The sequence below is a fragment of the Actinomadura sp. CNU-125 genome (assembly GCF_001942465.1).
GTDB lineage: Bacteria > Actinomycetota > Actinomycetes > Streptosporangiales > Streptosporangiaceae > Spirillospora.
The window spans coordinates 1-26,942 of record NZ_MKJY01000574.1; the positions used below are offsets into that span (position 1 = coordinate 1).

22 protein-coding genes and 5 pseudogenes are annotated in these 26,942 nt (G+C 73.7%); 15 read left to right on the plus strand and 12 right to left on the minus strand.

All coding sequences use genetic code 11. The features are described 5' to 3' along the window. Window positions 1-890 (minus strand): hypothetical protein (locus BJF79_RS44295; RefSeq protein WP_262403479.1); only part of this gene is annotated, 890 nt, incomplete at its 3' end. Window positions 891-1,330: 440 nt separating this feature from the next. Between BJF79_RS44295 and BJF79_RS44300 the strand changes: the two genes are divergently transcribed. Then, entirely contained in the window at window positions 1,331-2,107 is a 777-nt protein-coding gene (locus tag BJF79_RS44300; RefSeq protein WP_143220923.1) for a hypothetical protein, read from the plus strand. A gap of 38 nt (window positions 2,108-2,145) precedes the next feature. Here the strand turns inward: BJF79_RS44300 and BJF79_RS44305 are convergent, their stop codons facing one another. From BJF79_RS44305 to BJF79_RS64455, 3 genes and pseudogenes are all read right to left on the minus strand, one after another. Then, the gene (locus BJF79_RS44305; protein ID WP_075906588.1) at window positions 2,146-3,156 is read right to left on the minus strand and encodes a hemolysin family protein; all 1,011 of its coding nucleotides are present in this window, start codon (window positions 3,154-3,156) and stop codon (window positions 2,146-2,148) included. Beyond that, window positions 3,144-3,566 carry a transporter associated domain-containing protein gene (locus BJF79_RS64450; RefSeq protein ID WP_262403480.1) on the minus strand — a complete coding sequence of 141 codons (423 nt, stop codon included), beginning with the start codon at window positions 3,564-3,566 and terminating at the stop codon, window positions 3,144-3,146. Before BJF79_RS64450 ends, BJF79_RS44305 begins: the two co-directional genes overlap by 13 nt. Window positions 3,567-3,937: 371 nt before the next feature. Next, window positions 3,938-4,477 (minus strand): annotated as a pseudogene (locus BJF79_RS64455) (CNNM domain-containing protein); the annotation flags it as partial. A gap of 307 nt (window positions 4,478-4,784) precedes the next feature. On the opposite strand from BJF79_RS64455, the gene BJF79_RS44315 reads away from it, so the two are divergent. The 7 genes and pseudogenes from BJF79_RS44315 (at window position 4,785) to BJF79_RS64460 (ending at window position 12,770) form a co-directional block, all read left to right on the plus strand. Then, window positions 4,785-6,020, plus strand: coding sequence for a hypothetical protein (locus BJF79_RS44315; protein WP_083734699.1), 1,236 nt, complete (start codon window positions 4,785-4,787; stop codon window positions 6,018-6,020). Beyond that, window positions 6,017-6,553 (plus strand): serine/threonine protein kinase, encoded by a 537-nt coding sequence (locus tag BJF79_RS66190; protein WP_316043566.1) that lies wholly within the window; start codon window positions 6,017-6,019, stop codon window positions 6,551-6,553. The genes BJF79_RS44315 and BJF79_RS66190 overlap by 4 nt, the downstream gene beginning before the upstream one ends. Beyond that, window positions 6,505-7,887, plus strand: a pseudogene (locus BJF79_RS66195) (tetratricopeptide repeat protein); the annotation flags it as partial. The gene BJF79_RS66190 and the pseudogene BJF79_RS66195, both read left to right, overlap by 49 nt. Before the next feature lie 53 nt (window positions 7,888-7,940). Further along, the gene (locus BJF79_RS66200) at window positions 7,941-8,276 is read left to right on the plus strand and encodes a tetratricopeptide repeat protein (protein ID WP_316043567.1); all 336 of its coding nucleotides are present in this window, start codon (window positions 7,941-7,943) and stop codon (window positions 8,274-8,276) included. Between the two features lie 54 nt (window positions 8,277-8,330). Further along, window positions 8,331-9,624 (plus strand): annotated as a pseudogene (locus tag BJF79_RS52340) (VWA domain-containing protein); the annotation flags it as partial. Between the two features lie 241 nt (window positions 9,625-9,865). Next, entirely contained in the window at window positions 9,866-10,441 is a 576-nt protein-coding gene (locus tag BJF79_RS52345) for an FHA domain-containing protein (RefSeq protein ID WP_262403484.1), read from the plus strand. 16 nt (window positions 10,442-10,457) lie between these two features. Beyond that, the gene (locus BJF79_RS64460; RefSeq protein ID WP_262403481.1) at window positions 10,458-12,770 is read left to right on the plus strand and encodes a glutamate ABC transporter substrate-binding protein; all 2,313 of its coding nucleotides are present in this window, start codon (window positions 10,458-10,460) and stop codon (window positions 12,768-12,770) included. A 194-nt stretch (window positions 12,771-12,964) separates the two neighbouring features. On the opposite strand, the pseudogene BJF79_RS64465 reads toward BJF79_RS64460, so the two are convergent. After that, window positions 12,965-13,219: pseudogene (locus BJF79_RS64465) on the minus strand (STAS domain-containing protein); the annotation flags it as partial. A 352-nt stretch (window positions 13,220-13,571) separates the two neighbouring features. On the opposite strand from BJF79_RS64465, the gene BJF79_RS44350 reads away from it, so the two are divergent. The 5 genes from BJF79_RS44350 to BJF79_RS44370 all read left to right on the plus strand — a co-directional run bounded on the left by BJF79_RS44350 (window position 13,572) and on the right by BJF79_RS44370 (window position 17,926). Continuing rightward, window positions 13,572-14,252: a lysophospholipid acyltransferase family protein gene (locus BJF79_RS44350; protein WP_075906598.1), complete on the plus strand. Its 681-nt coding sequence runs from the start codon at window positions 13,572-13,574 to the stop codon at window positions 14,250-14,252. A gap of 85 nt (window positions 14,253-14,337) precedes the next feature. Then, complete coding sequence (locus BJF79_RS44355) at window positions 14,338-15,054, plus strand: hypothetical protein (protein WP_075906600.1); 717 nt, start codon at window positions 14,338-14,340, stop codon at window positions 15,052-15,054. A gap of 76 nt (window positions 15,055-15,130) precedes the next feature. After that, the gene (locus BJF79_RS44360) at window positions 15,131-15,331 is read left to right on the plus strand and encodes a hypothetical protein (protein WP_075906602.1); all 201 of its coding nucleotides are present in this window, start codon (window positions 15,131-15,133) and stop codon (window positions 15,329-15,331) included. A gap of 187 nt (window positions 15,332-15,518) precedes the next feature. Beyond that, window positions 15,519-16,862, plus strand: a complete 1,344-nt coding sequence (locus tag BJF79_RS44365) for a flotillin family protein (RefSeq protein WP_075906604.1) — start codon at window positions 15,519-15,521, stop codon at window positions 16,860-16,862. A 107-nt stretch (window positions 16,863-16,969) separates the two neighbouring features. Then, window positions 16,970-17,926, plus strand: coding sequence for an alpha/beta hydrolase (locus tag BJF79_RS44370; protein ID WP_075906605.1), 957 nt, complete (start codon window positions 16,970-16,972; stop codon window positions 17,924-17,926). A 92-nt stretch (window positions 17,927-18,018) separates the two neighbouring features. Here the strand turns inward: BJF79_RS44370 and BJF79_RS64470 are convergent, their stop codons facing one another. The 7 genes from BJF79_RS64470 to BJF79_RS44410 all read right to left on the minus strand — a co-directional run bounded on the left by BJF79_RS64470 (window position 18,019) and on the right by BJF79_RS44410 (window position 26,043). Then, entirely contained in the window at window positions 18,019-19,557 is a 1,539-nt protein-coding gene (locus BJF79_RS64470) for a putative N-acetylmannosamine-6-phosphate 2-epimerase (RefSeq protein WP_262403482.1), read from the minus strand. After that, window positions 19,554-20,483, minus strand: coding sequence for a dihydrodipicolinate synthase family protein (locus BJF79_RS44390; protein WP_075906609.1), 930 nt, complete (start codon window positions 20,481-20,483; stop codon window positions 19,554-19,556). Before BJF79_RS44390 ends, BJF79_RS64470 begins: the two co-directional genes overlap by 4 nt. Beyond that, window positions 20,480-21,361, minus strand: coding sequence for an oligopeptide/dipeptide ABC transporter ATP-binding protein (locus tag BJF79_RS44395; RefSeq protein WP_262403485.1), 882 nt, complete (start codon window positions 21,359-21,361; stop codon window positions 20,480-20,482). Before BJF79_RS44395 ends, BJF79_RS44390 begins: the two co-directional genes overlap by 4 nt. 130 nt (window positions 21,362-21,491) lie before the next feature. Further along, entirely contained in the window at window positions 21,492-22,391 is a 900-nt protein-coding gene (locus BJF79_RS52350) for an ABC transporter ATP-binding protein (RefSeq protein WP_187357146.1), read from the minus strand. Further along, entirely contained in the window at window positions 22,313-23,467 is a 1,155-nt protein-coding gene (locus BJF79_RS52355) for an ABC transporter permease (RefSeq protein WP_083734701.1), read from the minus strand. Before BJF79_RS52355 ends, BJF79_RS52350 begins: the two co-directional genes overlap by 79 nt. After that, complete coding sequence (locus BJF79_RS44405) at window positions 23,464-24,423, minus strand: ABC transporter permease (RefSeq protein ID WP_075906611.1); 960 nt, start codon at window positions 24,421-24,423, stop codon at window positions 23,464-23,466. Before BJF79_RS44405 ends, BJF79_RS52355 begins: the two co-directional genes overlap by 4 nt. A 39-nt stretch (window positions 24,424-24,462) precedes the next feature. Further along, complete coding sequence (locus BJF79_RS44410) at window positions 24,463-26,043, minus strand: ABC transporter substrate-binding protein (protein ID WP_075906613.1); 1,581 nt, start codon at window positions 26,041-26,043, stop codon at window positions 24,463-24,465. Window positions 26,044-26,207: 164 nt separating this feature from the next. On the opposite strand from BJF79_RS44410, the pseudogene BJF79_RS64475 reads away from it, so the two are divergent. Both BJF79_RS64475 and BJF79_RS67965 read left to right on the plus strand, forming a co-directional pair. Further along, window positions 26,208-26,435 (plus strand): annotated as a pseudogene (locus tag BJF79_RS64475) (FadR/GntR family transcriptional regulator); the annotation flags it as partial. A gap of 287 nt (window positions 26,436-26,722) precedes the next feature. After that, entirely contained in the window at window positions 26,723-26,938 is a 216-nt protein-coding gene (locus tag BJF79_RS67965; RefSeq protein WP_410050220.1) for an FCD domain-containing protein, read from the plus strand. Window positions 26,939-26,942: the final 4 nt, after the last annotated feature.

Consider the following 26,942-nt stretch of genomic DNA (forward strand, 5'->3'; position numbering starts at 1 on the left):
CGGCGGCCCGCGCCCGCCGCGGCCTCGCCGCGCCCCGCGCCTCCTCGATCGCCGCGGCCAGCGACGCCCGCTCCGCCTCGAACGCCTCGCGCCGCCGCAGGTTCGGCGGCCCGCGCCGCCTCCAGCGCCGCGTGATCGCGCGGCCACTGCTCCAGCCACATCAACCCGCGGCGCAGCATGCGCAGCTCGGTCTCCCACGACTGCCGCCACGCCTCCCCCGCCGTCCGCAGCACCGCCGCGCGCACCCACGTCTCCGGCGCCGCGGGAACCGGGAGCGCCTGCACCCGCGTGACGTCCGGGACACGCTTGAACTCGACCGTCCCCTGCGGCGGCTTCGGCCGCTCCGGCGGCTTGCGCGGCGGCTCGGGCGGCGCCTCCCCCGGCTCGGTGCCGACGGCCAGCGCGAACACCCCGTCGTCCGCGACGCCGCGCAACACCGCGGCGGCCTGCAGCGCGGTCGGGGCCAGCACCAGCGCACGTTCCCCGGCCGCGAGCGCCTCGCCCACGATCTCCCGAACCGCCGCAGCCTCGTCCGCTTCGTCGGGCACGAGGACGAAGCGGACATCGTCCGTCCGCGTGACGGCATGCGGATCGACGAGGAGCCGGGCCAGGACGTCCCGGTCACCGGCGACCGGCCCCTCTCGGAACGCCCGCAGGGCCGCCAGCTGGGCGCCCCACCCGACCGTCCCGTCCTCGCGCGGCGCGGCGTCGAGCCGCTCGTAGACCGCGGTCAGCGCGTCGACGACCTCGTCCACATCGCGCGGCGCGCAGTCGTCCCCGGTGGCCGTCCCACCCTCGCACGCGTCGCGCTCGTCCAGCCCGTCGTTGTCGCCTTCCGTGGCCGGGCCCGTCTCCGGCACCTGGCTGTTGCGTGCGTCCCGTTCGTCCACAGGCGGTTTGTCGTCGTTCCCGGTGGCCGCCTGGGGTGCGTGTTCGTTTTCGGTGGCCGACTCGCCCTCGGACGTACGGCGTTGGTCCTGCCCGTCGTTGCTTCCCGGGTCCGGCTCGGTCTCCGGCGCTTGGGCGTCGTGTGCGTCCTGTTGGTCCGCGGGTGGCTCGCTGCCGGAGCCTGTGGCCGTGTGGGGTGCGTGTTCGTGCCCGCCGGTGCTTTCAGCGGCCGACTCGCCCTCGGACGTGCCGCGCTCGTTCTGCGCGTCGTTGTCATCTCCCGGGGCCGGGTTCGTCTCCGGCACCAGCCCGTCGTGCGTGTCCCGCTCGTCCGCGGGCGGTTCGCCGACGTCCTCGGCGGCCGACTCGCCGGGATGCGCGGCGTTCGTTCTGCCCGTTGTCGCTCTCCCGGGGCCGGGTTCGTCTCCGGCACCTGGGCGTCGTGCGTGTCCCGCTCGGCCGCAGGCGGTTCGCCGACGTCCTCGGCGGCCGACTCGCCTCGGGATGCGCGGCGTTCGTTCTGCCCGTTGTCGCTTTCCAGGGCCGGGCTCGTCTCCGGTACCTCGCCGTCGTGCGCGTCCCGCTCGTCCGCTGGCTCGCCTTGCGAGCCGGAGTCGCCTTGGCCGGTTTCGGGTGTGTCCTCTACACCGGAGTCGTCTTGGGCGTCGTCGGTTTCCGGGTCCGTCGCGGGTACGCGGTTGTGCTCGCCGGTGCTTTCGGGGGTGGGCGTGCTGGCGGATGCGTCGCGCCCGCCTGTGGGCTCCACCTGCGCGCCGGTGTCGGCGTGGTCGGTCTCCGGCGCGCCGTCGGTGATCGTTTCGGCTTGCTCGGTCTCGGATGTGTCGTGCGGGTCGCCCTCGTCCGTGGGGTCGTTCTGCGCGGCGGTGTCGGCGTGGCCGGTTTCGGGTGCGTCCTCGGCGCCGGTGTCGCCGGTGTCCGGGGCCGCCTCGGGTTCGCTGTCGGTTTCCGCAGCGTCGTCGGACGGGTCGTCGGACGGATCGTCGGACGGGTCGTCCGGCGTGTCGGCTTCGCTCGGTTCCTCGACCGACGGGAGGGGGAGTTCGTCCGTCGGGATCTCGGACTCCGGGACGTACGTGGGGACGGGCTCGTCGCCCGGTTCGTTCGTCGACTTGTCCACCGAGTCATCCCCGTCGTCCGGATCGGCCTCGCGACCGTTGCTCTCCTCTTCTACTCGTGTCTAACGTCTCACACCCGATGAAAGTGCGACGGCGTGATCATCTTCACGGGGACGGACGGTCAGTGCGGGTTCGTCGCGAGGAGTTCGGCGAGCAGGTCGTCGAGGGTGACGATGCCGGTGAACTCGCCTTCGGCGTCGTTGACGACCGCGAGCGGGGCGCGGGCGCGGCGGAGGCGGCTGACGGCGTCGAGGACGGTGGTCTCCGCGGTGAGGACGGGCGCGGGGTGTGCGAGGTCGGCGGCGCGGCGTTCGCCGTTCGGTTCGGTGATGGCGGCTCGGACGTGCACGATGCCGGGGACGCCCGGGCCGCGGACGAGCAGCCGGCTGTGGCCGCTCGCGGTGGCGACGCGCCGGATCTGTGCGGCGGACGCGTCGGCGGGGATCGTGGTGACGGACGTGGCGGGGACGACGAGGCGTCCGACGGTGACTTCGCGTGCGGCGATCGCGCGGCGCAGGAGTTCGTGGTCGTGGCGTCCGATGAGTCCGAGTCGTCGGGACTCGCCGAGGAGGTGGCTCAGTCGGGCGGGGTCGGTGTGGTCGTCGAGTTCGTCCTTCGGGGTGACGCGGATCAGTCGCAGCAGGCCGTTCGTCGTCGCGTTGAGCGAGGACAGGACGGGACGGGAGACCTTCGCGAACGCGCGGAAGGGGAGCGCGAGGATGAGCGCCGACCGTTCGGGGTGGGCGATCGCCCACGACTTCGGGGCCATCTCGCCGATGACCATGTGCAGGAACGTGACGACGGCGAGCGCGCAGGCGAGGGCGATGGCCTTCGAGGCGGCTTCGGGGACGCCGAGGGCGTGCAGGGGCGGTTCGAGGAAGTGCTCGAAGGCGGGTTCGGTGACGATGGCGAGGCCGAGCGAGCACATCGTGATGCCGAACTGGGCGCCGGCGAGCATCAGCGAGAGTTCGCGGGCGCCGGCGAGGGCGGCGACGGCGGGGCGGCTGCCGGAGGCGGCGGCGCGTTCGAGCTGGGGCCGCGCGGCGGTGACGAGCGCGAACTCGGAGGCGACGAAGAAGCCGTTCCCGGCGAGGAGGAGGACGGTGATCAGGAGGGTGGTCAGCGGGTCCACGCGGCCTCCTGGTTCACGGCCTCCGCGGCGTTGATCTTGATTTTGGCGGCGACGCGCCGGGCGATGGTGACGACTTCGAGTTCGACGCGGGCGGCGTCGAGGTCGACGGTGAGGCGGTCGCCGGGGGTGGGCAGGCGGCGCAGTTCGGCCATGACGAGCCCGCCGAGGGTGTCGTAGGAGTCGCCCTCGGGCAGCGGCAGGCCGGTCAGCCGGGACACTTCGTCGATCCGCATGGCGGCGTCGACGAGCCAGGAGCCGTCGGGCGCGGAGGTGGGGGCGTCCTCGTGGGCGTCGGTCTCGTCGGCGATCTCGCCGACGAGTTCTTCGGCGACGTCCTCGAAGGTGAGGATTCCGGCGAGGCCGCCGTACTCGTCGACGACGCACGCGAATTCCTCGCCGGTGTCGCGCATCTGCTCGATGACGCCGTACAGCGGCTGGCTGCCGGGGACGAGCAGGGCGGGACGGGCGATGCGGGCGAGGGGGGTCGCGGGGTCGAGGGCGTCGTCGGCGACTTCGCGGACGCCCGCGACACCGACGACGTCGTCGACTTCGGTGCCGTAGACCGGGTAGGCGCTGTGCCCGGTCTCGCGGATGAGCGCGATGAGGTCGCGGCGGAGGCGTCGCCGGGGAGCGAGCGGACGGACGGCCGCGGCACCATGACCTCGTCGGCGGTCAGGTCGCCGAACGACAGGGCGCGTTCGAGGAGGCCGGAGAGGTCGGCGGGCAGGTGCCCGGAACTGTGCGACTTGCCGATGATGTCGCCGAGTTCCTCCAGGGTGGCGCCGCTGTGCAGTTCCTCGACGGGTTCGACGCCGACGGCGCGCAGGAGGCGTTCGGCGGAACGGTCGAACAGCCGGATGAGCGGCCCGAAGATCGTCAGGTAGACGAGCGTGGACGCGGCGAGCGCGCGCGCGAGGGATTCGGCGCGCGCCAATGCGAGGTTCTTCGGGAAGAGTTCGCCCAGCAGCATCTGGATCAGGGTCGCGAGGACGAATCCGGTGGCGAGGGCGATCGCTCCGGTGGCGCCTTCGGGGACGCCGATGACGGTGAGGAGCGGTTCGATGAGTTCGGCGAGGGCGGGTTTGGCGATGAAGCCGACCACGAGGGTCGTCATCGTGATGCCCAGCTGGGCGCCGGAGAGCATGAACGACACGCGGCCGATGACCTTCACGGCCCGTTTGGCGGAGGTGTCGCCGCGTGCGGCGGCCTGTTCGAGCGTCGCGCGGTCGGCGGCGACGAAGGCGAATTCCTGGGCGACGAAATAGCCGGTGGCGGCGGTGAGGACGATCACCGCGAGCACACCCAGTACAGCGGTTACCACGATGCACCGGGTCTATGACTGGGGTCCGACACTGCGGACTCACTGCTCCTTTCAGTCGGGGTTCATCTGGGTAACGCCATCTTGCGCCATGACGTTCCCGGTGGAAAGAGTACGGCCACGGCTTTCGAACGCCGGAAGCCGTCCGTGCCGTGGGGAGGCCGCCTGTGGAGAAAGAAGCTTGTCTCGCCTAGTGTCACGGATCACACTTGATGGGGAGTGTCTGCCCGATCCTGGTGCGATCCGTGCTCCCAGACGCACGGTCGGGCGACGCGCCCCCACGGGGACCTAGAGAAGACGCGGGGCTGACGTGGACGAGAGCGGGGCCGGGGCCGCCGCGCCCATGAGCCGGGAGGGGGTCGACCATGCCCTGCGGGGGCTGGAATCGGAACGCGACCGCATCTCGGCGTCGCTGCTGGAGCTGGAGGAGCACGCGGGGCTGCGGCTGCTGAAGGGCGCGCGGCTGGCGGGGGAGACGTACCGGCGCTGGGAGGCGGCGCAGGCTCGGCTGGCGCTGGCGTGGCGGCTGTTCGAGGCGTACCGGGGGGTGCTGGCGGACGCGGCGGAGGTGCGCGACCGGGCGTCCCGTCCGGACGTGGCGACGCTGGCGGAGCTGACCGGGATGCTGTCGGGCGCGTCGGTGCCGCTGCCGGACGGTGAGGTGCCGCTCGCCGACCGCACCCTGCTGGGCCCGCGGGAGCGGAGCGTCTCGCTGGACGAGGCGGTCGCGCTGATGTCGGACGCGTTCGAGTTCGTCGCCCGCGAGGTGGCGGCGGCGGACGCGGCGTGGTCGGCGCTGCTGCTCCCGCTGGAGGAGGCGGAGGGCCGGTGGCGGGACGCGGCGAAGCTGGCGCACGCGCTGGACGGCACGCGGCACCCGGAGCTGGACCGGCTGGGCCGCGAGCTGACGGCGCTGGGCCGGGTGGTGCGCACCGATCCGCTGTCGCTGGTGCGCGACGACTGCGCGGACACGTCGCGGCTGGACCGGCTGTGCGGGACGCTGCGGTCGCTGGGCGACGAGCTGGCGGGCGTCACCCGGCTGCGGGACGGCTACGGGACGGTCGCGGCGCAGCTCGCCGGGGCGATCGAGGAGGTCGAGGGGGTCGAGCGGGACGCGCTGGAGGCGTACGAGACGGTCCTGGTGAAGATCGGGCCGTCGACGGTGCCGGAGCCCGCGCGGGAGCTGGCGGCGGGGCTGCGCGACCGGCTGGCGGCGCTGGAGCGGCTGCGGGAGGCGGGCCGCTGGGTGGAGTTGGCGGGGCGGGTCGTGCAGCTTGAGCGGGCGGCGGAGGACGCGCTGGAGCGGGCGCGCAGCGATCTGCGGCTGAGCGCGGGGCTGCTGGAGCGGCGGGCGGAGCTGCGCGGGCGTCTCGACGCGTACCGGGCGAAGGCGGCGCGGCTGGGGCTCGCGGAGGACGAGCGGCTCTGCGCACTGTACGAGGAGGCGCGGGACGTCCTGTGGACGGCGCCGTGCGATCTGCGCCGTGCGACGGCGCTGCTGGCGGAGTACCAGCGGACGGTGCGGGCGGGTGAGGCCGGCCGATGAACCGGTGCGCCCAGCCCGACTGCACGGGCGTCGTGGACGAGGACGGCTTCTGCGACGTCTGCGGCATGGCGCCCCCTCCGGAACCGGCGCACCGGCCCGAGGAGACGTCGGAGCCGGCGCCGGCGGGTTCGGTTCCGACGATGCCGGGCACCGTCTCGCGCGGCTCGCGGCCGAGCGGTTCGGGGTCGGGTTCGGGGCGGCGCGGCATGCTGGGCGCGGGGCTGGTGGAGGTGCCGCCGGTCCCGGCCCGCGATCCGGCGTCGGCGATCATGCGGGCTCCGGTGGTGCCGGAGAACCGGCGGTTCTGCAGCCGGTGCGGGGAGCGGGTGGGGCGGAGCCGCGGCGACGACCGTCCGGGACGCACCGAGGGGTACTGCCCGAACTGCGGGCACGCGTTCTCGTTCACGCGAAGCTTCGGCCGGGGGATCTGGTCGGCGGGCAGTACGAGGTGCTGGGCTGCCTCGCGCACGGCGGGCTCGGGTGGGTGTACCTGGCGCGGGACCACAACGTCAGCGGCCGGTGGGTGGTGCTGAAGGGCCTGCTGGACGCCGGGGACGCCGATTCGCTCGCGGCGGCGGCGGCCGAGCGGGCGTTCCTCGCCGAGGTCGAGCACCCCAACATCGTGAAGATCTACAACTTCGTGCGGCACGGCGACTCCGGCTACATCGTGATGGAGTACGTGGGCGGCCGGTCGCTGAAGGACATCCTGCTGACCCGCCGCGACGAGGAGGGCGAGGACGCGGCGCTGCCGCTCGGGCAGGTGATCGCGTACGGGCTGGAGGTGCTGAGCGCGCTCGGCTACCTGCACGGGGTCGGGCTGCTGTACTGCGACTTCAAGCCCGACAACGCGATCCAGTCGGAGGAGCAGCTGAAGCTGATCGACCTCGGCGGGGTGCGGCGCATGTCCGACGTGGAGGGGCCGGTGTTCGGCACGCCGGGCTACCAGGCGCCGGAGGTCGCGGTGCGGGGCCCGTCGGTCGAGTCGGACCTGTACACGGTCGGCCGGACGCTCGCGGTGCTGAGCTTCCCGTTCCGCGGGTACACGGCGCGGCATCTGCGGAGCCTGCCGCCGCGCCGCGAGGTGCCGCTGTTCGAGCGGCACGAGTCGTACCACCGGGTGCTGCGGCGGGCGACGCACCCGGAGCCGTCCCGCCGGTTCCGGAGCGCGGCGGAGATGGCGGACCAGCTCACCGGGGTGCTGCGGGAGGTGCTGTCGGCCGAGGACGGACGGCCGCGCCCGGCGCCGTCGGCGATGTTCGGCCCCGAGCAGTTCACGGCGGGCGCGGAGGTCGAGGCGGCGCGGCCGGGCGCGGCGGCGCCCGCCGATGTCCTGGCGGCGCCCGAGCCCGCCGCGGCGGCGGCCGCGCTCCGCGCCCCGCTGGTGCCCGCGTCGGATCCGGCGTCGGCGTTCCTGGCGGGCCTGACGGCCCGCGATTCCGGTGATCTGGCGGCGGCGCTCGGTTCCGCTCCGGTCGCGTCGCCCGAGGTGAAGCTGGCGTTGGCCCGCGCGCGGATCGGGCTGGGCGACCCGGACGGCGCCGCCGCGCTCCTCGACGAGATCGGCGCCGAGCGGCCGGGCGACTGGCGGGTCGACTGGTACCGGGGCGTGCGGGCGCTGGCGGGCGGCGACGCGGCGACGGCGGCGCGCACGTTCAACGGCCTGTACGACCTGATGCCGGGCGAGCAGGCGCCGAAGCTCGCGCTGGCGTTCTGCCACGAGTGCCGGGGCGACGCGGCGTCCGCCGGGCCCTACTACGAGACGGTGTGGCGCACCGATCCGACGCACGTCAGCGCGGCGTTCGGGCTGGCGCGCGTCCGGCTGGCGGCGGCCGACCGGGCGGGCGCGGAGCGGGTCCTGGACGCGGTGCCGCGCATTTCCAGCGACTACCTGTCCGCGCAGCTCGCGGCGGGCGCCGCCGCGTGCGGGGCTGCGACCCGGGCGCGCTGTCGGCGCCCGCGCTGCTGGACGCGGGCCGGCGGCTGGAGGCGCTGCGGCTGGACACCGAGCGGCGCGCCGCGTTCACGGCGGAGGTGCTGGAGGCGGCGCAGGCGTGGGTCCGGACGGGCGGGCCGGCGCCGGGCCCGTCGCGGTTCGGTTCCGGCCGGAGGCTGCTCGGCACGCGGCTGCGCGAGCCGGAGCTGCGCGCGCGCTTGGAGGAGACGTACCGGCTGCTCGCCAAGCTCGCGGACGGCCGGGACGTGCGGCACGCGATGGTGCGGCGCGCCAACGCCGTCCGCCCGAGGACCCTGCTGTGACCCGATGACGAACGAACCGCCCCGCCCCCCGTCCCCGACCAGGGAGCCCGCCCGATGAGCGACCTTCCCGAGTTCCGGATCAGCGTCGATCAGAACCCGTACCTGCCGGAGGGCGGCCGGGACATGCACGCGATCGTGTCCGTGGAGGCGCGCGCGCTCGGCTCCGCGGACGGCGGCGGGGCCGGGGCCGGGGCGGAGGCGGCCGAGGTGATCATCATCGACACGTCCGGGTCGATGTCGTTCGGCGGCAAGATGGCGGCCGCGAAGCGCGCCGCGAGCACGGCGGTCGGCGTGCTGCGCGACGGCGTGCACTTCGCGGTCGTCGCGGGCGCAACCGGCCCCGGATGATCTACCCGCAGGGGGAGCGGCTGGTCCGCGCGGACGAACGGACCCGGCAGAGCGCGGCGCGGGCCGTCCGGCGGCTGGACGCGGCGGGCGGGACGGCGATCGGTTCCTGGCTGCGGCTCGCGGACCGCCTGCTGGCGGGGCACGAGGGGGCGGTGCGGCACGCGATCCTGCTGACCGACGGCAAGAATCAGCACGAGTCGGCCGAGACGCTGGACGCGGCGCTGCGCGAGTGCGCGGGACGGTTCGTGTGCGACGCGCGCGGCGTCGGCACCGACTGGGAGGTCGCCGAGCTGCGCACGATCACCTCGGCGCTGCTGGGCGGGTTCCTCGACGTGCCCGACCCCGCCGACCTGGAGGCGGACTTCCGCGCGATGACGCGGGCCGCGATGGGCAAGCGGGTCGCGGACGTGGCGCTGCGGGTGTGGACGCCGCAGAACGCGGAGCTGCGGTTCCTCAAGCAGATGGTCCCGGCGGTCGAGGACCTGACGGCGCGCCGGGTCGCGTCCGGGGCGCGGACCGGCGACTACCCGGTCGGCGCGTGGGGCAGCGAGGCGCGCGAGTACCACCTGTGCGTGCGGGTCCCGGCGGGCGCGATCGGGCAGCGGATGCGGGCGGCGTGGGTGAAGCTCGTCGCGCCGGACGGTTCGGTGCCGGCGTCCGGGAACGTCCTCGCCGAGTGGACGGACGACGAGGTGCGCTCCACCCGGATCAACCGGCGGGTCGCGCACCACACGGGGCAGTCGGAGTTGGCGGAGGCGGTGCGGGAGGGCTTGGAGGCGCGCGCGCGGGGGACGAGGAGACGGCGACGAAGCGGCTCGGACGGGCGGTGGTGCTGGCCCGCGAGGTGGGGAACGAGCAGATCGCGGGGCTGCTGGACCGGGTGGTGGAGGTCGTCGACCGCGAGTCGGGGACGGTGCGGCTGCGGTCGGGCGTCGCGAAGGCGGACGAGATGGCGCTCGACACCCGGTCGGTGCGGACCGTCCGGACGCGCCCGTCCCGAACGGAACCGGGCGGGGCGGCATCGGACAAGAGAGAACCGGACGGGAGGGAATCGGGCGGGACGGATCCCGGCCGGACGGGAGATCATGGAGGCAAACCGGATCAATCCGGCCAATCGGACGAGGCGGGCCGGGCCGACGAGGCGGGCCCGCCGGGAGAGGCGGGGAGCTGAGGCCATGCCGGAATGCCCGATCGGTCACCGTTCCGAGGACACCGAGTACTGCGACGTGTGCGGCCGCCCGATGGACGCGACGCCCTTGGTGGGCCCGGGCGCGGGGTTCTGCGGCAGGTGCGGGACGGCGCGGCCCCCGGACGCCCGGTTCTGCGAGAACTGCGGCGCACCGGTCGACGACCGGCGCGGCCGGTCCGGCCACGACCTGGACATACCGCACATCCCTCGCCCCCGGGACCCCGTCAGCGCGCCGCAGGGCTGGGTCGCCGTGGTCGGCGCCGACCGCGCCTACTACAACTCCGTGATCGCCGAGGCGGGCCCCGACGCGGAGTCGCTGGAGTTCCCGCCGTACGTTCCCGAGCGCCGGATCCCGCTGCGCGACGGCGAGGTGTGGATCGGGCGGCGCAGCACGTCGCGCGGCATCGCCCCGGCGATCGACCTCGGTGAGCCGCCCGCCGATCCCGGCGTGTCGCACCTGCACGCCGTCCTCAACGCGCACGCGGACGGCACCTGGACCCTCACCGACCACGGCGCGCGCAACGGCACCACGATGAACGGCGAGGTCGAACCGCTGAAGGTCATGGTGCCGGTGCCGGTCGCGACGGCGACCGCATCCACGTGGGCGCCTGGACGACGATCACGCTGACCAGGCAGGGCGGCCCATGACGCTCACGCCCTCCCGCGGCTCGCCCCCGGCGACGGCCCCCGCGCCGTCCCGCGCGTCCGGCGCGCTGCGCACGATCCCGGGCCGGATCCGCGCGCAGCTCGCGCTCGTCCTGCTCGCGCTGGCGGGGCTGCTCGCGGTGCTCGCGATGGCGATCGGCGACGCCCGCGACACCGTCCGGATGATCGGGCACGAGGAGGGCCCGCAGGTCGTCGCGACCGGCACCCTCTACTTCGCGCTCAGCGACATGGACGCGCAGGTGTCGAACGTCCTGCTCATCGGCCGCGACCACGACCTCGGCATCGGCCGCGCCGAGAGCCTGCGGATCTACGAGCGGCGGCGCGCGGAGGCGGACGCGGCGGCGGTGCAGGCCGCGCAGCTCGCGGGCGGCGACCCCGCGCTGCGCCGCACCGTCCAGGACGTCCTGAACGGGCTCGGCCGGTACGAGCGGCTCGTCGGCCGGGCGCTGCAGCTCAGCGAGCAGGCCGGGCACCCGCCGGGCGAGCTCCCGCCGGACGTGATCGACGCGTACCGGCAGGCGACCGACCTGATGAAGCTGGAGATCCTGCCGAAGGCGTACAACATCACGCTCGACAGCGGCGCGCGCGTGCGGCACTCCTACGAGACGGAACATTCGGCGGTGCTGTCCGGTAGGGCGTGGCTGCTGCTGCTGGGCGTGGTGTCACTGGCCCTACTGCTTGCGCTCCAGTTCTACTTGGCCCGCACGTTCCGGCGCGTGCTGAACCCCGCGCTCGTCCTGGCGACGCTCGGGACGATCGCGCTCACCGCCGTCGGCGCCGCGCTGCTGACCGCGCACGCCGGGCACATCGAGCGCGCGAAGAAGGACGGGTTCGACTCGATCCTCGCGCTGTCGCGGGCCCGCGCGATCAGCCACAACGCGTTCGCCGACGAGAGCCGGTACCTGCTCGACCCGGGCCGCGCCGACACCTACGACCAGGTGTACCTCGACAAGTCGCTGTCGGTCGTCTACCCCGACATGGGCGGCCGCCCGCTGAACCTGGAGAACTACTACGCGGCCCTCGCCGCCGCGCTCGCCGCGTACGAGCCGGGCGGCGGGCGCGACGTCCCGTTCCTCGGCTTCTTCGGGGACGAGGCGCGCACCGCCGAACGCGGCCGCGAGGCCGCCGCGCTGCGCCGCACCCTGCAGGCGTACCTGGCGGTGCAGCGCGCCGACCAGGAGATCCGGCGGCTCGCGGACGACGGGGACCGGGCCACCGCCATCGACCTGCGGATGGACCGCCGCGGCGGCGCTGCGCGACTTCGCCGCCTACGACGCCGGGCTGAACGAGCTGACGGCCGCGCACCGGGACGCGTTCGACCGCGCGATCACCGCCGCCGACGGCGGGCTGCGCGGCTGGTCCGCCGTCCCGGCGGCCGCCGTCGCCGCGATCGCGCTGCTCGCCGTCGCGGGCGTCCGCCCCCGGCTCGCCGAGTTCCGCTGATGCGAGGAGGACGGACCGTGCGCGCGATCGGCCGACCAGCCGCCGCGGCCCTCGCGGCGGCCGTTGCCCTCCCGCTGCTCGCCGGGTGCGGGTTCGGCACCCCGGAGCGGCGCACGATCGCCGACAACGACCGGCTGGTCATCGGGGTCAAGGAGGATCAGCCGGGCCTCGGCGTCAAGCGCCCGGACGGGACGTACGCGGGGTTCGACGTCGACGTCGCCACCTACATCGCGGGACGGCTCGGCGTGCCGCCGAACCGGATCGAGTTCGTCACGACCAACTCGTCGGTGCGGGAGAAGGCGCTCGCGGACGGCCGCGTCGACATGATCGTCGCGACGTACTCGATCACCGCGACGCGCAAGCGGAAGGTGACGTTCGCCGGGCCGTACTACGTGGCCCACCAGGACACGCTCGTCCGGCCGGGGCTGTTCGCGATCGACGACGTCCGCGACCTGGCCGACCGCGAGATCTGCGCGGTGACGGGGTCGAACTCGTGGCGGCGCGTCATCGAGGAGCGCGAGGTCGCGGCGGTGCCCGTCCGGTACCCGACGTACGGCGCGTGCATGGACGCGCTGGCGAGCGGCGACCTCGACGCCGTCTCGACCGACGACCTGATCCTCGCGGGGTTCGCGGAGAACCGTCCCGGACGGATCATCAACGACCCGTTCACCGACGAGAAGTACGGCGTCGGGGTGCGCAAGGGCGACCTGGAGGGGTGCGCGGCGGTGAACCGGGCGATCACGGAGATGTACCAGGACGGGACGGCGGAGCGGCTCCTGCGCGACTGGTTCGGCGAGTCGGGCCTCGACCTGACGACGAGCGTCCCGCAGTTCGAGGGCTGCACGTGACGCCCGTCCGGTCTCGTCGGGCGGCGGTCAGCTCCGGGGCGTCGTCGTGGACGGCATGGCGGCGAGCGCCTCGCGCAGCGTGTCGTGCACCGGGACGTACTTGTCGACGCCGGTGATGCTGAACACGCGCTGGACGCGCGGCGGAGCGCGACGAGCGCCAGGTGGACGCCGCGCTCGCCGGCCCGCCGGTTGGCGACGACCACGACGTTCAGGCCGGTGGAGTCGCAGAACGTGACCTCGCGCATGTCGACGACGACCGGCTCGCCGGCTTCCAGGACTTCGAGGAGCGTCTCCTCGAACCGTTCCCTGGACACCACGTCGATGTCGCCCTTGACCCGGACGAGGGTGCAGCGGTCGTCCCGCATGAGGTTGATGTCGAAGTCCATGGTCACCTCCACGCCCCTGCTCAACGAGGTCCCCCGGGGTCCTCTCAGGTGACTCCTCAGCATTACCTACTCGGTGCCCGCATTCCAAGGCTTGCCGGGAAAAGGGCCAGGTCGCCCGGGGATGTCCACGGGACCGTAACACGCCCGGACGGGGTCGGCGCGCACCGTCCGAGGCAAAAACTTACTCAACAGAAACTTACTCTACGGTAATGAATGGCGATCCGGATTGGATGCCGCGTCCAATGGGATCGATCTCACAGAATCTGTCTCCCCTCACCTTAAACCAGGCCCTGCGGACCCCCTGACCTCGCATGGGACCATTTCCTCCTCACCTCCCGGTGAGGAAACCGGGGCGGATGCACCGGCGGGGATCGACCCGCGCGTTACAGTGGCGGTGGCGAAATCAGGAGGCTGGATGTTCTACACGTTCATGACGCGCGTGGTGCGTCCGATCCTCTGGCTGCTTTTCCGCCCCAAGGTGGAGGGCGGCGAGAACGTGCCGAGCTACGGGCCGCTGATCGTCGCCAGCAACCACCTGTCGTTCATCGACAGCTTCATCATCCCGCTCGCCGTGCCGCGCCCCGTGACCTACATCGCCAAGGCCGACTACTTCGAGGGCGGCGGGCTGAAGAAGAGCTTCGTCCGCTGGTTCCTCACCAACCTCGGGCACGTCCCGGTCCGGCGCGGCGCCCGGCGCGCCGCGATGGGCGCCCTGGAGCAGGCCGCCGAGGTCCTCGACAACAGCGGCGCGTTCGCCGTCTACCCCGAGGGCACCCGCTCCCAGGACGGGCGCCTCTACCGGGGCCGCACCGGCATCGGCTGGCTCGTCCTGGAGTCCGGCGCGCGCGTCCTGCCGGTCGGCCTTGAGGGCACCGAGAAGATCCAGCCGATCGGCGCGTCCTGGCCGCGCTTCTTCGGCCCGCGCCCCACCGTCCGGATCGGCCCGCCGATGGACTTCTCCCACTACGACGACATGGCTCCGGCCAAGGCCCGCCGCGCCATCACCGACGAGATCGTCGAGACCATCCAGAAGCTCTCCGGACAGGACTACGCGGGCTGCTACAACGAGCGCGCCGACCATCAGCAGACCACCTGAGCCGGTGAACCGCCCGGCGGGCGTGTCGCCGGGCCGGGCGTGTCGCCGGGACGGTTTCGCCCGCCCTGCCCGTAAGGTCGCGGGCATGGCGCACCGGTTCCCGCGGCTCCTCCCGATCGTCCTGACGGCGGCCCTGACCGCCGCGGCGGCGTCCGCGTGCGGCGGCGACGAACCCGCACCGGCGTCCGGCGGCGACGGCGGGAACGTCGCCGTCGCGGGCATCGGCTACACCTCCGACCAGTTGTCGCAGGCGCTGCTCACCGAGCTGGCCGGCTACCGGCGGGCGGGCGACCCCGACCTCGGCGAGTACGGGACGCTCCGCGCCATCCGCAACGCCGCGCACCTGCAGGAGAGCGTCGTCCTCGACAAGCCCCGCTGCGCGAACGCCGCCGGCGGCCCCGGCGGGAAGATCCCCGCGGAGGTCCCCGCGGCGCTCGTCTCGTTCGCCAAGGAAGGCGGCTGGACGGTGACGCAGACGCTGATGGCGATGTCGGCGGACGAGGCGGACGAGCAGGTCGACGCGCGCGTCCCGTCCGGCTGCCTGGAATTCAAGACCAAGATCGGGTCGAAGTGGGCCGGGCACCGCGTCACCGAGTCGCCGCGCGGCGAGATCGGGCAGGGCTCCCGGACGGTCGGCGTCACCACGATCGCCGGGACCGCGCACACCAAAGCCTGGTACGTCGTTTTCCGGGGCCGCGACTACCTCGCGACGATCAGCGTCGTCGGCCCGAACGCCACCCGCGACGAAGCCGAGCGCATCGCCCGCGCGGCGCTCGGGAACGCCGAGCGCTTCCTCCCCTGACGCGCGCCGCGCGCAGCGGATAATCTTCCCCTAAGCGGCAGTGCGCGCCGCGGTGCGACGACGGGCGGGAGTCCTCTTGATCGGCAAGCAGGGCCGGGTCACCGGCAAGGTCGGCCCGGGGCTCGTGGGGGAGGTCATGATCGCGATTCGCGGCGGAGTCGAGGCGTTCTACGCGCACCCCGTCGATCCCCGTGACGAGATCGCCGTCGGCACGCTCGTCGTCGTCGTCGAGCACCAGCCCCCGCGGACCGTCTACGTCGCCCCCGCCTTCGGCTGACCCCTCGCGGGGGCCGACGGGCGGTGACCGGACGGCGAAGGAAGATCGTCCGGCGGTGAAATTTCGCCCTCGTTCGCCGGGAACTTCCGCGATGGGAGAACCGTTCGCGCGTCCGCTGCGTCCATATCGGTAACGCGGACGAGCCCTCCGAAACCGGGCCGGCCGCCCGAACGCAGGAGGAGGCCGGATGGCCGTAATCGCCGGCGCTGTCGTCGTCGGACTCATCGTCCTGATCATCCTGTTCAAGTTGATCTGGCGTGTCGCCGAGCCGAACGAAGCGTTGATCATTTCGGGTCTGGGGGCCCGCTCGAAATCCGAGACCGGACTCGACAGCCTCGGCTTCAAGATCGTCACGGGTAAGGGCACCGCGGTGCTGCCCGGTTTCCAGACCTCCCGCCGCCTGCGGCTCGACAGCCGCGCCGGCAACCTCGAAGTCCAGTGCGTGACGCAGCAGGGCATCCCGGTGCACGTGCGCGGCGTCGTCATCTACAAGGTCGGCGACGACCTCGTCTCGATCGCCAACGCCGCCCGCCGGTTCCTGGAGCAGCAGGCGTCCATGGACGGCGCCATCCACGAGCTGTTCACCGGTCACCTGCGTTCGATCATCGGCAACCTGACCGTCGAGGACCTCATCCTCAACCGCGAGCGGATGACCAGCGAGACCCGCATGTCGGCCGCCGACGAGATGAGCAAGCTCGGCCTGATCGTCGACTCCCTGCAGATCCAGGAGATCGAGGACGAGACGGGCTACATCACCAACCTCGGCCGCCCGCACGCCGCGCGCGTCGCGTCCGCCGCCCGTATCGCCGAGGCGGAGCGCAACCAGGAGGCGACCCGCCGCGAGCAGGAGACCGAGCGGGAGAACGCCTCGGTCATCCGGGACACCGAGATCAAGAAGGCCGAGTACAACGGCCAGGTGAAGCAGGCCGAGCAGCAGGCCCGCCAGGAGGTCATCCTCCGCGAGACCCGCAACGCCGAACTGGAGGCCGAGCGCACGGAGAAGCGCCTGGAGTCGGAGGTCCGCAAGCCCGCCGACGCCCGCGCCTACGAGCAGGTCAAGCTCGCCGGGGCCCAGCGCGACGAGCGCATCGCCTACGCCGACGCCGCCAAGAAGGAGGCCGAGCGCCAGGCCGACGCGACCCGCGTCATGGGTGAGGCCCAGGCCGACGCCATCCGCCAGAAGGGTCTCGCCGAGGCCGAGGCGATCAAGGCCCGTGCGGTGGCCCTCGCCGAGAACACCGACGCGGTCATCGCCCAGCAGCTCGCCGAGAAGTGGCCGGAGATCGTCGAGGCGGGCGCCGAGGTCTTCGGCAACGTCGACAACATGATCGTCCTGAACGGCGCGCAGGGCGTCGAGGACATGCTCGCCAAGGCCCTCACCCTCGGCGGCACCGGCCTCGGCGTCGCCCGCCAGCTGCTCGGCGGCCTCAACGTCGCGGGCGCCGGCGAACCCGCCGCCAACGGCCACTCCCCCGCGAAGCCGATCCCCGCGGCGGACGTCCCCAAGCCCGCCGCCCCCGACAACGACTGACCCGACCCATCGACGAGGCCCCCGGCGGATTCCGCCGGGGGCCTCTTCACGCCGGGTCGAGGCGGGGAGCGTTGTAGGATGTCCCATCTCTTTCTTTTGGGGGTTCTGTGACGGAACGCGCGTTCGACCCTGATATCGCCGAGTGGCTGCGGCTGCGCGCGCTCGATCCGACGGCCGCAGACGCGTCCGTCGAGGGGGCGCGGCGGCACTCGGTCGCCGTGAACGAACGCTCCCGCGCGCTGCTCGCGGACCCGTTCGTCCCCGCGGGCGAACGCGACGGGCGCGCGGACGCGCCGCACGGGGCCGTTCCGCTCCGCGTGACCGAGCCCGCGAACCGCGCCCCCGGGACGACGATCGTGTTCTTCCACGGCGGCGGATGGATCGCCGGGGACATGCGGACGCACCGGCAGCACATGCGCCGCCTCGCCGCCGGAACCGGCTGGACGGTCGTCGGCGTCGACTACCGGCTCGCCCCCGAGCACCCGTACCCGGCCGCGTTCGACGACTGCCTCGCCGCGGCGCTGCACGTCGCGCGCGCCGCCGGGCCGGACGAGCGGATCGTCGTCGCCGGGGACAGCGCGGGCGCACTCGCGGCGTCCGTCGCGATCGCCTGCCGCGACGCCGGAACGCCCCTCGCGGCCCAGCTCCTGATCGTCCCGGTGACCGACGTCGCGGGCGGCTACGCCGACGCGGACGTCAACGCCCGCTACCCGTCGCGCGCCGAACGCGCCGACGGCTACGGGCTCACCCTCGACGGTATGCGGTGGTTCGCCGGGCTGTACGAGGCGCCCGGCGACGACTGGCGCGTGTCGCCGCTGCGCGCGCCCGACCTGGCGGGCGTCGCGCCCGCCGTCGTCCACACGTCCGGGTACGACCTGCTCCGCGACGAGGGGAACGCGTACGCGGACGCCCTCCGGGCGGCCGGGGTCGAGGTGGTGCACCGCGTGCACCCCACGCTCAACCACGGTTTCTTCGGGCTCGGCGGCGTCTCGCCCGCCGCCGAAAAGGCCGCCGCACAGGCCGTCACCGACCTGCACGACCTCCTGCGCGGCCGGCCCTCCTGATGTTGATCTGCGGCGTGTTGCCCTTATAGGCGCCCGAGTTAGGGCAACACGCCGCAGATCAACGAAGCCAGGTGCACCCTGCTGGAGCCGCGCTAGGCGGACGCTACGGCCGCCGCGAATCGGGCGGTGATCCACTGGGGGTCGGTGATGGCGGTTCCGACCACTACCGACGTCGCGCCCGCCGCGATCGCCGCCGCGGCGGCCTCCGGCGAGTGGTACCGGCCCTCGGCGATGATCGTCGCGTCCGGGAGGGCGGCGCGCAGCGCGCGGACGAGGTCGATGTCGGGGCCGTCCGGGACCGGGCCGGGGCCGGTGTACCCGGCGAGGGTGGTCGCCACGATGTCCGCGCCCGCCCCGGCCGCCGCGACGCCCTCCGCGAGCGTCGCGACGTCCGCCATGAACAGCGCCCCCGCGTCGTGGACGGCCGCGACCGAGTCGGCCACCGTCCGTCCGTCCGGGCGCGGACGGGACGTGGCGTCGGCCGCGACGACCGCCGCACCGGCCGCGACGACGGCGCGGGCGGCCTCGACGGTCGGGGTGATGAACACGCCGTCCGTCCCGTCCTTGGTGAGGCCGATGACGGGCACGGCGACGGCGGCCGCGATGGCGGCGACGTCCGCGACGCCGCCGACGCCGCGCAGCGGACCGCCGCCGCCCCGCCCGCCTCGGCGGCGCGCGCCGACCGGGTGAGCGCGGCGGTGTCGCGCAGCGGGTGCCCGTGCCCGGCCTGGCAGGACACGATCAGCCGGCCGCGGACGAGCGCGGCGAACTCCTCGGACGTCATCGGGTGCTTCCTTCCGGGTTCTCGCGAGCAGCGCGGCGCCGACGGAGCCGGCGTCGGTGCCGAGCCGCGCCGGGCAGGATCGGGGTGTCGCGCAGCGGCGGCAGCGCCTCCGCGCGGAACGCGGCGGCGACCGCGTCGAGGAACGCCGCGCCGCGCAGCGCGACGCCGCCGCCGAACACGACGCGTCGGGGTCCAGGACGGCGAGGACACCGGCCAGCGCGCGCCCCAGCAGCGCACCGGCCCGGCCGGGGTCCCCGGTGGCGGCGATCGCGGGACCGGACACGGCGGCCTCCAGATGGTCGCGCCGCCCGCACCCGCTCGGCACCGGCCCCCGTTCGGGAACGAGCAGGTGCGCGAGTTCCCCGGCGGTGCCGTGCGCGCCGCGGTCGAGCCGTCCGCCGGTGGTGAGCGCGCCGCCGACGCCCGTCCCGACCGACACGTGCAGGACGCGCCCGAACCCGGCCCCCGCACCCCGCAGCGCCTCCCCGAGCCCCATGACCCGGACGTCGTTGGCGACCGCGACCGGCAGCCCGGTGCGTTCGGCGAGCACCTCCCGCACCGCCGTCCCCGCCCACCCGGGCAGCACCCCGGTGGCCGACACGACCCGCCCGGTCGCCGCGTCGACGACCCCCGGAGCCCCCACGCCGACCCCCCGGATCCCCAGTTCGAGCAACCCGCGCCCGGCGAGGTCGTCCAGGAGGCGGGCGGCGGTGGCCAGTACGGACGGGCCGCCGTCGCGCGGCGTGGGGACGCGGGCGCGGTGCAGGACCGTTCCATCCTCGTCCGTCAGCGCGGCGGCGATCTTCGTGCCGCCGATGTCGAGCGCGGCGTAGCGGGCGCGGGTCACAGCAGTCCGGCGGCGGCGAGCCGGGCGCGGACGCGCTCGGTCTCGGCGGCGTCCAGCGGCACCTGCGGCGGTGCGGTGACCGGGTGGTCGATGACGCCGAGCAGGTGCAGCGCGGTCTTGAACGAGCCGAGGGCGGACGAGCCGCGGCCCATCCGGTCGGCCGCGCCCGCGTTGACGATGTCGAACAGCCGGAGGAGGCGCTCCTGCTCGGCGCGGGCCTCGTCCCACCGGCCGTCCGCGCAGTGCCGGTACAGCCGCACGTATCCGGCCGGGTCGACGTTGCCGAGGCCGGGGACGACTCCGTGGACGCCCATGGCGACGGCCGTGTCGACGGTCAGTTCGGCGCCGGTGAACACGCTGAAGCCGTCGATTCCGGCGTCGCGCTGCGCGAGGAGGAGCGTGCGGAGCGCGCCGTCGTCGCCGCTGGAGTCCTTGACGCCCGCGAGGACGCCCTCGGCGGCGAGCCGCAGCAGCATCGCGCCGTCCAGCTTGGCGTGCACCGACACCGGCAGGTCGTAGGCGTAGACGGGGACGGGCACGGCGGCGGCGACGCGGCGCAGGTGGTCCTCGATCTCCGCCGGGTGGGTGCGGGTGTAGAACGGCGCGGTCACGACGATCCCGGCGGCGCCGCTCTCGGCGGCGGTGCGGGCGTGGTCGATGACCCGGGGCGTGGTCATGTCGATGACGCCGCCGAGGACCGGCACCCGCCCGCCGGCGTGCTTGACGACCGTCTCCAGCACGGTCCGCCGGTGCCCGTCCGGCAGGAACGCGACCTCGCTCGTGGAGCCCAGCGCGAACAGGCCGTCCACGCCGGCCCCGACGAGGTGGTCGACGAGCCGTTCCAGGGACGGGACGTCGACGTCGAGGTCCGGTGTCAGCGGCGTGCAGACGGGCGGCACGACGCCGCCGAGCGAGGGAGCGGTCACGGGTTCTCCTGGGGGACGGTCGCGACGGCGAGGTCGGACGGGTCGTTGACGGGGTGCAGGCACCGGTAGCGGTGCAGGGGGTCGGACGCGGCGGTGAACTCCGGCATGGCGTCGGCGCATTCGGACGTCGCGCGCGGGCAGCGGGTCCGGAAGGGGCAGCCGCTCGGCGGGTGGACGGCGGACGGGACGGGCCCGTCGAGCCGGATCGGTTCCATTGGGTCGAGCAGGCTCGGCGTCGCCGACAGCAGCGCGCGCGTGTACGGGTGGCGGGTGCCGTCGGCGGCGACCGTCCGGGCCGGCGCGTCCTCGACGATCCGGCCGAGGTACATCGTGACGATGCGGTCGGACATGCGGCGGACGGTCTGGATGTCGTGCGACACGAACACCATCGACAGGCCGAGCCGGTCCTTGAGGTCGAGCAGCAGGTTGAGGATCTGCGCCCGGACGGACACGTCGAGCGCCGACGTGGGTTCGTCGGCGACGAGCAGGGACGGCTCCAGCATCAGCGCGCGGGCGATCGCGACGCGCTGCCGCTGCCCGCCGGACAGTTGCGCGGGCAGCGCGGCGGCGGCCGACGGCGGCAGCCCGACCAGCGACATCAGCTCGCGGACGCGCTCGTCGCGCTGCGCGGGCGTGCCGCGTCCGTGCACGTCGAGGGGGTCGCGCAGGATCGCCCGGACGGGCAGCCGCCGGTTGAGGGCGGTCGCGGGGTCCTGGAAGACCATCCCGACCGACGCCCCGATCCGGGCGGCGCGCTCGCCGCGCTTGAGCCCGCCGAGGTCGTCCCCCTCGAACAGGACGGTGCCGGACGTCGGCGCGCGCAGCCCGACGAGCACCTTCGCGAGCGTCGACTTCCCGCAGCCGGACTCGCCGACGATCCCGACCGTCTCGCCGGGCGCGACGGCGAGGTCGCGCCGGTCAGCGCGTGCACGACGTCCCGCCGGAACGGGGAGCCGCCGCGGGCGGGCAGCCGGACGTGCACGTCGCGCAGTTCCATCACGGGGGTGGTCATCGCTGCTCTCCCGTCTCGACCGGGACCTGCCCGGCCGTGTCGCCGGCCGGGTGGTGGCAGGCGAACGCGTGCCCGTCCGGGGTTCCGGACGGTTCGGGCCGCCGCGCGCACGCGTCCGTGGCGGCCGCGCACCGGTCGGCGAACCGGCAGCCCGCCGGGAAGCCGGACGGGGCGGCACGACGCCCGGGAGTCTGCACCGGGCGCGCGTCCGTCGTCTCCAGCGACAGGACGGCGCCGAGCAGGCCGCGCGCGTAGTGGTGCCGGGGCGCCGCGACGATCCGCGACGTCACGCCGGCCTCGGCGACCTGCCCGCCGTACATGACGACGACGCGGTCGGTGACGTCGGCGACGAGCGCGAGGTCGTGCGAGACGAGGATCAGCGCGAAGCCGAGTTCGGCGCGCAGCCGCAGGAGCAGCCGCATGACCTCGGCCTGGACGGTGACGTCGAGCGCGGTGGTGGGTTCGTCGGCGACGACGAGCCGCGGGTCGCGCGACAGCGCCATCGCGATGAGCACCCGCTGCCGCTGGCCGCCGGACAGTTCGTGCGGGTAGCTGCGGAGCGTCCGGTGCGGGTCGAGCCCGACGAGGGCGAGCAGCTCCTCGGGGGTGCGGGTGCCGCCGCGCCGGGTGAGCTGGCGGAGCTGCGCGCGGATCGTCATGGCGGGGTTCAGCGACGACAGCGCGTCCTGGTAGATCATCGCCATGTCGTGGCCGAGCAGCCTGCGGCGTTCCCGCGCGGACATGGTCCGCAGGTCGCGGCCGTCGAACAGGAGCCGTCCGCCGATCCGCGCCGTGCCCGGTTCCAGGCCCATGATCGTCAGGCTGGTGAGGCTCTTGCCGCAGCCGCTCTCCCCGACGAGCCCGACGACCTCGCCGGGACGCACGTCCAGCGACACCCCGTCGACGACGTCGACGTCGCCGTACCGGTCGGGGAACGCGATGGTGAGGTCCTCGACGCGCAGCAGCGGCTCGCCGTCGGGCAGCGGACGGGCGCGGGCCGCGAGCCGCGCGCCCGCCTCGCGCAGGTCGTCCGCGAGCGTGGCCGCCGCCCCGGACTCCCGGACGGCCGCGACACCGCCCTTCGCGTCGCCCTCGCCCTTCGCGTCCGTCCCGTCCTCGGTGTCTTTGACGGTCCGCCCGGCGGGTGCGGCCCAGGCGCCGAGATGCCCTCGGACAGGATGTTCAGCATCAGCACCGTGACGAGGATGAACAGGCCGGGGAAGAACGTGGCCCACCAGCCGCCGGACAGCACGAGCGCCTTGCCGTAGGCGATGACGCTGCCCCAGGACGGGTCGGGGTCCTGGACGCCCGCGCCGAGGAAGGACAGGCTCGCCTCGAACACGATCGAGTTCGCGACGATGATCGTGACGAAGACGAGGACGGGCGCCGCGCAGTTGATGACGACGTGCCGCCGCAGGATGTGCGACCGTCCGGCGCCGATGACCTGTTCGGCGGCGACGTAGTCCTCGCCGTACTGCGCCATGACGTTCGCGCGGACGACCCGCGCGATCTGCGGCACGTACAGGAACGCGATCGTGCAGATCAGCACCGGCAGGCTCGTGCCGAACACGGTGACGATGACGGCCGCGAGCGCGACGGCGGGGAACGCCATCACGACGTCGAGGCAGCGCATGACGATCTCGTCGACGGCCCGGTGCGAGGTGGCGGCCAGCGAGCCGAGGAGCCCGCCCGCGACGAGCGCGAGCAGCCCGGCGCCGAGCCCGATGGCGAGGGACCAGCGCGCCCCGTACATGATGCGGGCGAACACGTCGCGGCCGACCCGGTCGGTGCCGAACCAGTGCTCGCCGGACGGCGGCCGCCCGGCGACGCCGGTGGTGAGCGGGTCGTGGACGGAGACCAGCGGTGCGAACACCGCGAGCACCGTGATCAGCAGCAGGACGCCGAGCGCGCCCCGGGACGCCGGCCGCAGCCGGCGCACGGCGCCGGTCACCGCTTCGAGCGGACGGCTCATCGCGTCGCTCCCTTCAACCGCGGGTTGGCGAACAGGTAGAGGACGTCCACCAGGAGGTTGACCACCAGGAACGACACGGCGACGCAGAGCACGACGCCCTGCACGAGGGCGAGGTCGCCCGCCGTGACGGCCTGCATGATCAGCGTCCCGAGGCCGGGCAGCCCGAAGATCGCCTCGATGACGACGGTGCCGCTGAGCAGGTAGCCGATCTGCAGGCCGAGCACGGTCAGCGGGGTGATCAGCGCGTTGCGCAGCACGTTGCGGCCGACGACGACCGACCGCGGCAGCCCGCCGCCGATCGCCGTCCGGACGTAGTCGCGGTCGAGTTCCTCGACCATCGCCGTCCGGACGACGCGGGCGAGCTGCGAGGAGACCGGCAGCGCGATCGCGACGGCGGGCAGCGCGAGGCTGCGCAGCCAGCCGGACACCGAGTCGGCCGGGTTGACGTACCCGCCGGTCGGGAACCAGCCGAGCCGCAGCGCGAACTGCTGGATCAGCAGGATGCCGAGCCAGAACGACGGCATCGCCACGCCGGCCATGGACACCGCGCGGATGATCTGGTCCGGCCAGCGGTCCCGGAACAGGGCGGCGGTGACGCCCATGGCCACCGCGAACAGCACGCCGAGGAGCACCGACAGCACCGCGAGCTGCAGCGTCAGCGGGAAGGCGGTCGCGACGGTGTCGGTGACGGGCTGGCTCGGCGGCGCGGTCACGCCCAGGTCGCCCTGCACCATGTCCCCGAGGAACCGGACGTACCGGACGGGCAGCGGGTCGTCCAGACCCTGCTCCGCCGCGTACGCGGCCCGCGCCTCGGGGGAGGCGCCGATGCCGAGCGCGTTGTAGGCGGGGTCGCTGGGCGAGAAGTTCAGCACGATGAAGACGAGCAGCGTGACGCCCAGCACCATCGGTATGAGCGTCAGCAGCCGTCCCAGCGCCATCCGCAGGATGGTGGCCATGGGGTCGTTATCCGTTTCTCGGGACGCGTGCGGCGGGCGTCAGGCGCGGCCGACGTCGAGGAACGACATGCCGGTGGTGGCCAGCGGCCGGAACCCGCTGAGCGCGTCGCCGTTCCAGCCGGTCGGCAGCTTGCGGTGGAAGATCGGGTACAGCGCGGCCTGCTCGGCGACGGCGTCGATCGCCTCGCTCCACAGCTTCTTGCGGGCGGCCGCGTCGCCCTCGCGGGCCGCCTTGTCCAGCAGCTCGACGACCTTCTTCGCCTCGGCCGTCCCGGCGTTGTTCATCCGGGTCTCCGGCCAGGTCCCGACGTAGAACCAGCGCATCAGCAGGTCGACGTCGTTGCCGAACACCGACGGGTCGCCGGGCGCGGCCATCACCTGGTACTTGCCGGTGTCGATCTTGTTGGCGTACTGGCCGCCGGACTCGCCGGTGTCGAGCGTGGTCTGCACGCCGATGGCGTCCCAGCTCTGCTTGATGAGCGGGGCGCAGTCCTTGACGAAGTCGGTGTCGGTGGTGACGAGCTCGACCTTGAGGCCGGTCGCGCCCGCCTCCTCCAGCAGCTTCTTCGCCTTCGCCGGGTCGTGCTTGTACACGGTGGACGCCTCGACGAAGTCGGGGTGTCCGGGCTGCAGGAAGCTCGTCGCGGCGGACGCGTTGCCGAGCAGCGCCGTCTCGATGAGCTTGCCGGTGTCGATGGCGTACTGCAGCGCCTGCCGCACGCGCACGTCGTCGAACGGCTTCTCCTTGCAGTTGAACATGAGGAACAGCAGCCCGAAGCTCTGCACCGACTGGACGTCCATGCTCTTCGCGAGCGCGTCGGCGTTGAGGTACGGGACGGCTTCGATCGCCTGCACGCGGTCGGACTGCAGGGCGGTGACGCGCGCGGCCGGGTCGGTGATCAGCAGCCACGACATCGTGGGGACCTTGGCGGGCCGCGGCCCGTTGTAGCCGTCGAACTTCGCGAACTTCAGCCCCGCGGTGGCGCTCGCGGAGGTCAGCTTGAACGGGCCGGACCCGACGGGCAGCGCGTCGAACTTCTTCTGGTCGGCCTCGACGATCTTCTTCGGGACGATCCGGACGACCGACAGCCGCTCCGCGAACAGCGCGAACGCGTACTTGAGCTTGAACTCGACCGTGGCGGCGTCGACCTTCTTCACCGAGTCGACGAACGGGAGGAACTGGGCGAACAGCGACGCGTTGTCCTCGTCCAGCACCCGCTCGAAGCTGAAGACGACGTCGTCGGCGGTCACCTTCGACCCGTCGTGGAAGGTCGCGCCGTCGCGCAGCGCGACCTTGTAGGTGGTGTCGTCGACCTGCTCCGGCGCGGCCTTGGCCAGCGCGTTGAACGGCTTGCGGGTGACCGGGTCGAGGTCGACGAGCGGTTCCAGGACGTGCACGTTGGCGGCGGTGGCGACGGCGCTGGAGGCGGTCATCGGGTCGAAGCCGCCGGACAACGAGTAGGCGAGGGCGGCCTGGATACCGGTGCCGCCGCCGCTCCCGCCGGTCGAGGACGGGCCGCTGCACGCGGACACGCTCGCGGTGATCGCCGCCGCGGCGCCGAGCAGGCCGGTGTAGCGGAGGAAGTCTCGGCGGTCGAGGCCGCGGGGGAGATCGGTCACGTCGTCTCCAGTGTGGGGAGGGGGTGGGGGAGGGGGGATGTAGGACATCCAACGTCACTTGTCGGTGTACCGTAGGCGTCGGCATCGGTCAGGTCAAGTGGCCGGTCTCACCGAGACCGGAGCCCCCCGCCCCCTGGCCCATGGACGCGAATCGGGAGCAGGCGATGACCGCAAGCCGGACACGAGGACGCACCGCGAGCAGCCGCAACAGCCGTACCGAGGAGGTGCAGCAGCGGGTCAAGCAGCTCATCCTGGAGCGCGGCCTCGCCGTCGGCGACCCGATGCCCACCGAGTTCGAACTCGTCGAGGAACTCGACGTCAGCCGCAACTCGCTACGCGAGGCCCTCAAGGCCCTCCAGGCCGTCGGCATCGTGGAGATCCGGCACGGCTTCGGCATGTACGTCGGGCGCATGTCGCTCGGCGCGCTCGTCGACGAGCTGACCTTCCACGCCCGCATCTCCAAGCGGCAGGGCCGCAACGACCTCGCGCACCTGGTCGACATCCGCGAGATCCTCGAACGCGGCCTCATCGACCAGGTCATCGACCGCGGCCTGAACTCCGGCACCCCCGACCTCGACGAGGTCATGCGCCGGATGCACGCCGAGGCGTCCGCCGGCCTGGTGCGCCCGAGACCGACCGGCTGTTCCACGAACTGCTCTACCGCCCGCTCGCGAACCCGATCGTCAACCAGCTCCTCGGCGCGTTCTGGGACGTCTACCGCACCCTGCAGCACGACCTCGCGCCCGTCGCCCAGGAGGCGGACGACGTCGCCCAGCGGCACCGCGACATCTACGACGCGCTGCGCGCCGGCGACCGGACGGCCGCGGCCGCCGCGATGGCCGCGCACTTCCGCGGCATCCGCGACCGTCTCGAACTGGACGGCACCGGGGCCTGAACCC

Excerpts from the sequence above, each read along its gene's own strand:
- BJF79_RS64450 (WP_262403480.1), bottom strand. The coding sequence starts at position 3,566 with ATGCGCGACACCGGCGAGGAATTCGCGTGCGTCGTCGACGAGTACGGC.
- BJF79_RS66190 (WP_316043566.1), top strand. The coding sequence starts at position 6,017 with ATGAACCGGTGCGCCCAGCCCGACTGCACGGGCGTCGTGGACGAGGAC.
- BJF79_RS52345 (WP_262403484.1), top strand. The coding sequence starts at position 9,866 with ATGGACGCGACGCCCTTGGTGGGCCCGGGCGCGGGGTTCTGCGGCAGG.
- BJF79_RS64460 (WP_262403481.1), top strand. The coding sequence starts at position 10,458 with ATGACGCTCACGCCCTCCCGCGGCTCGCCCCCGGCGACGGCCCCCGCG.
- BJF79_RS44350 (WP_075906598.1), top strand. The coding sequence starts at position 13,572 with ATGTTCTACACGTTCATGACGCGCGTGGTGCGTCCGATCCTCTGGCTG.
- BJF79_RS44355 (WP_075906600.1), top strand. The coding sequence starts at position 14,338 with ATGGCGCACCGGTTCCCGCGGCTCCTCCCGATCGTCCTGACGGCGGCC.
- BJF79_RS44365 (WP_075906604.1), top strand. The coding sequence starts at position 15,519 with ATGGCCGTAATCGCCGGCGCTGTCGTCGTCGGACTCATCGTCCTGATC.
- BJF79_RS52355 (WP_083734701.1), bottom strand. The coding sequence starts at position 23,467 with ATGAGCCGTCCGCTCGAAGCGGTGACCGGCGCCGTGCGCCGGCTGCGG.
- BJF79_RS44405 (WP_075906611.1), bottom strand. The coding sequence starts at position 24,423 with ATGGCCACCATCCTGCGGATGGCGCTGGGACGGCTGCTGACGCTCATA.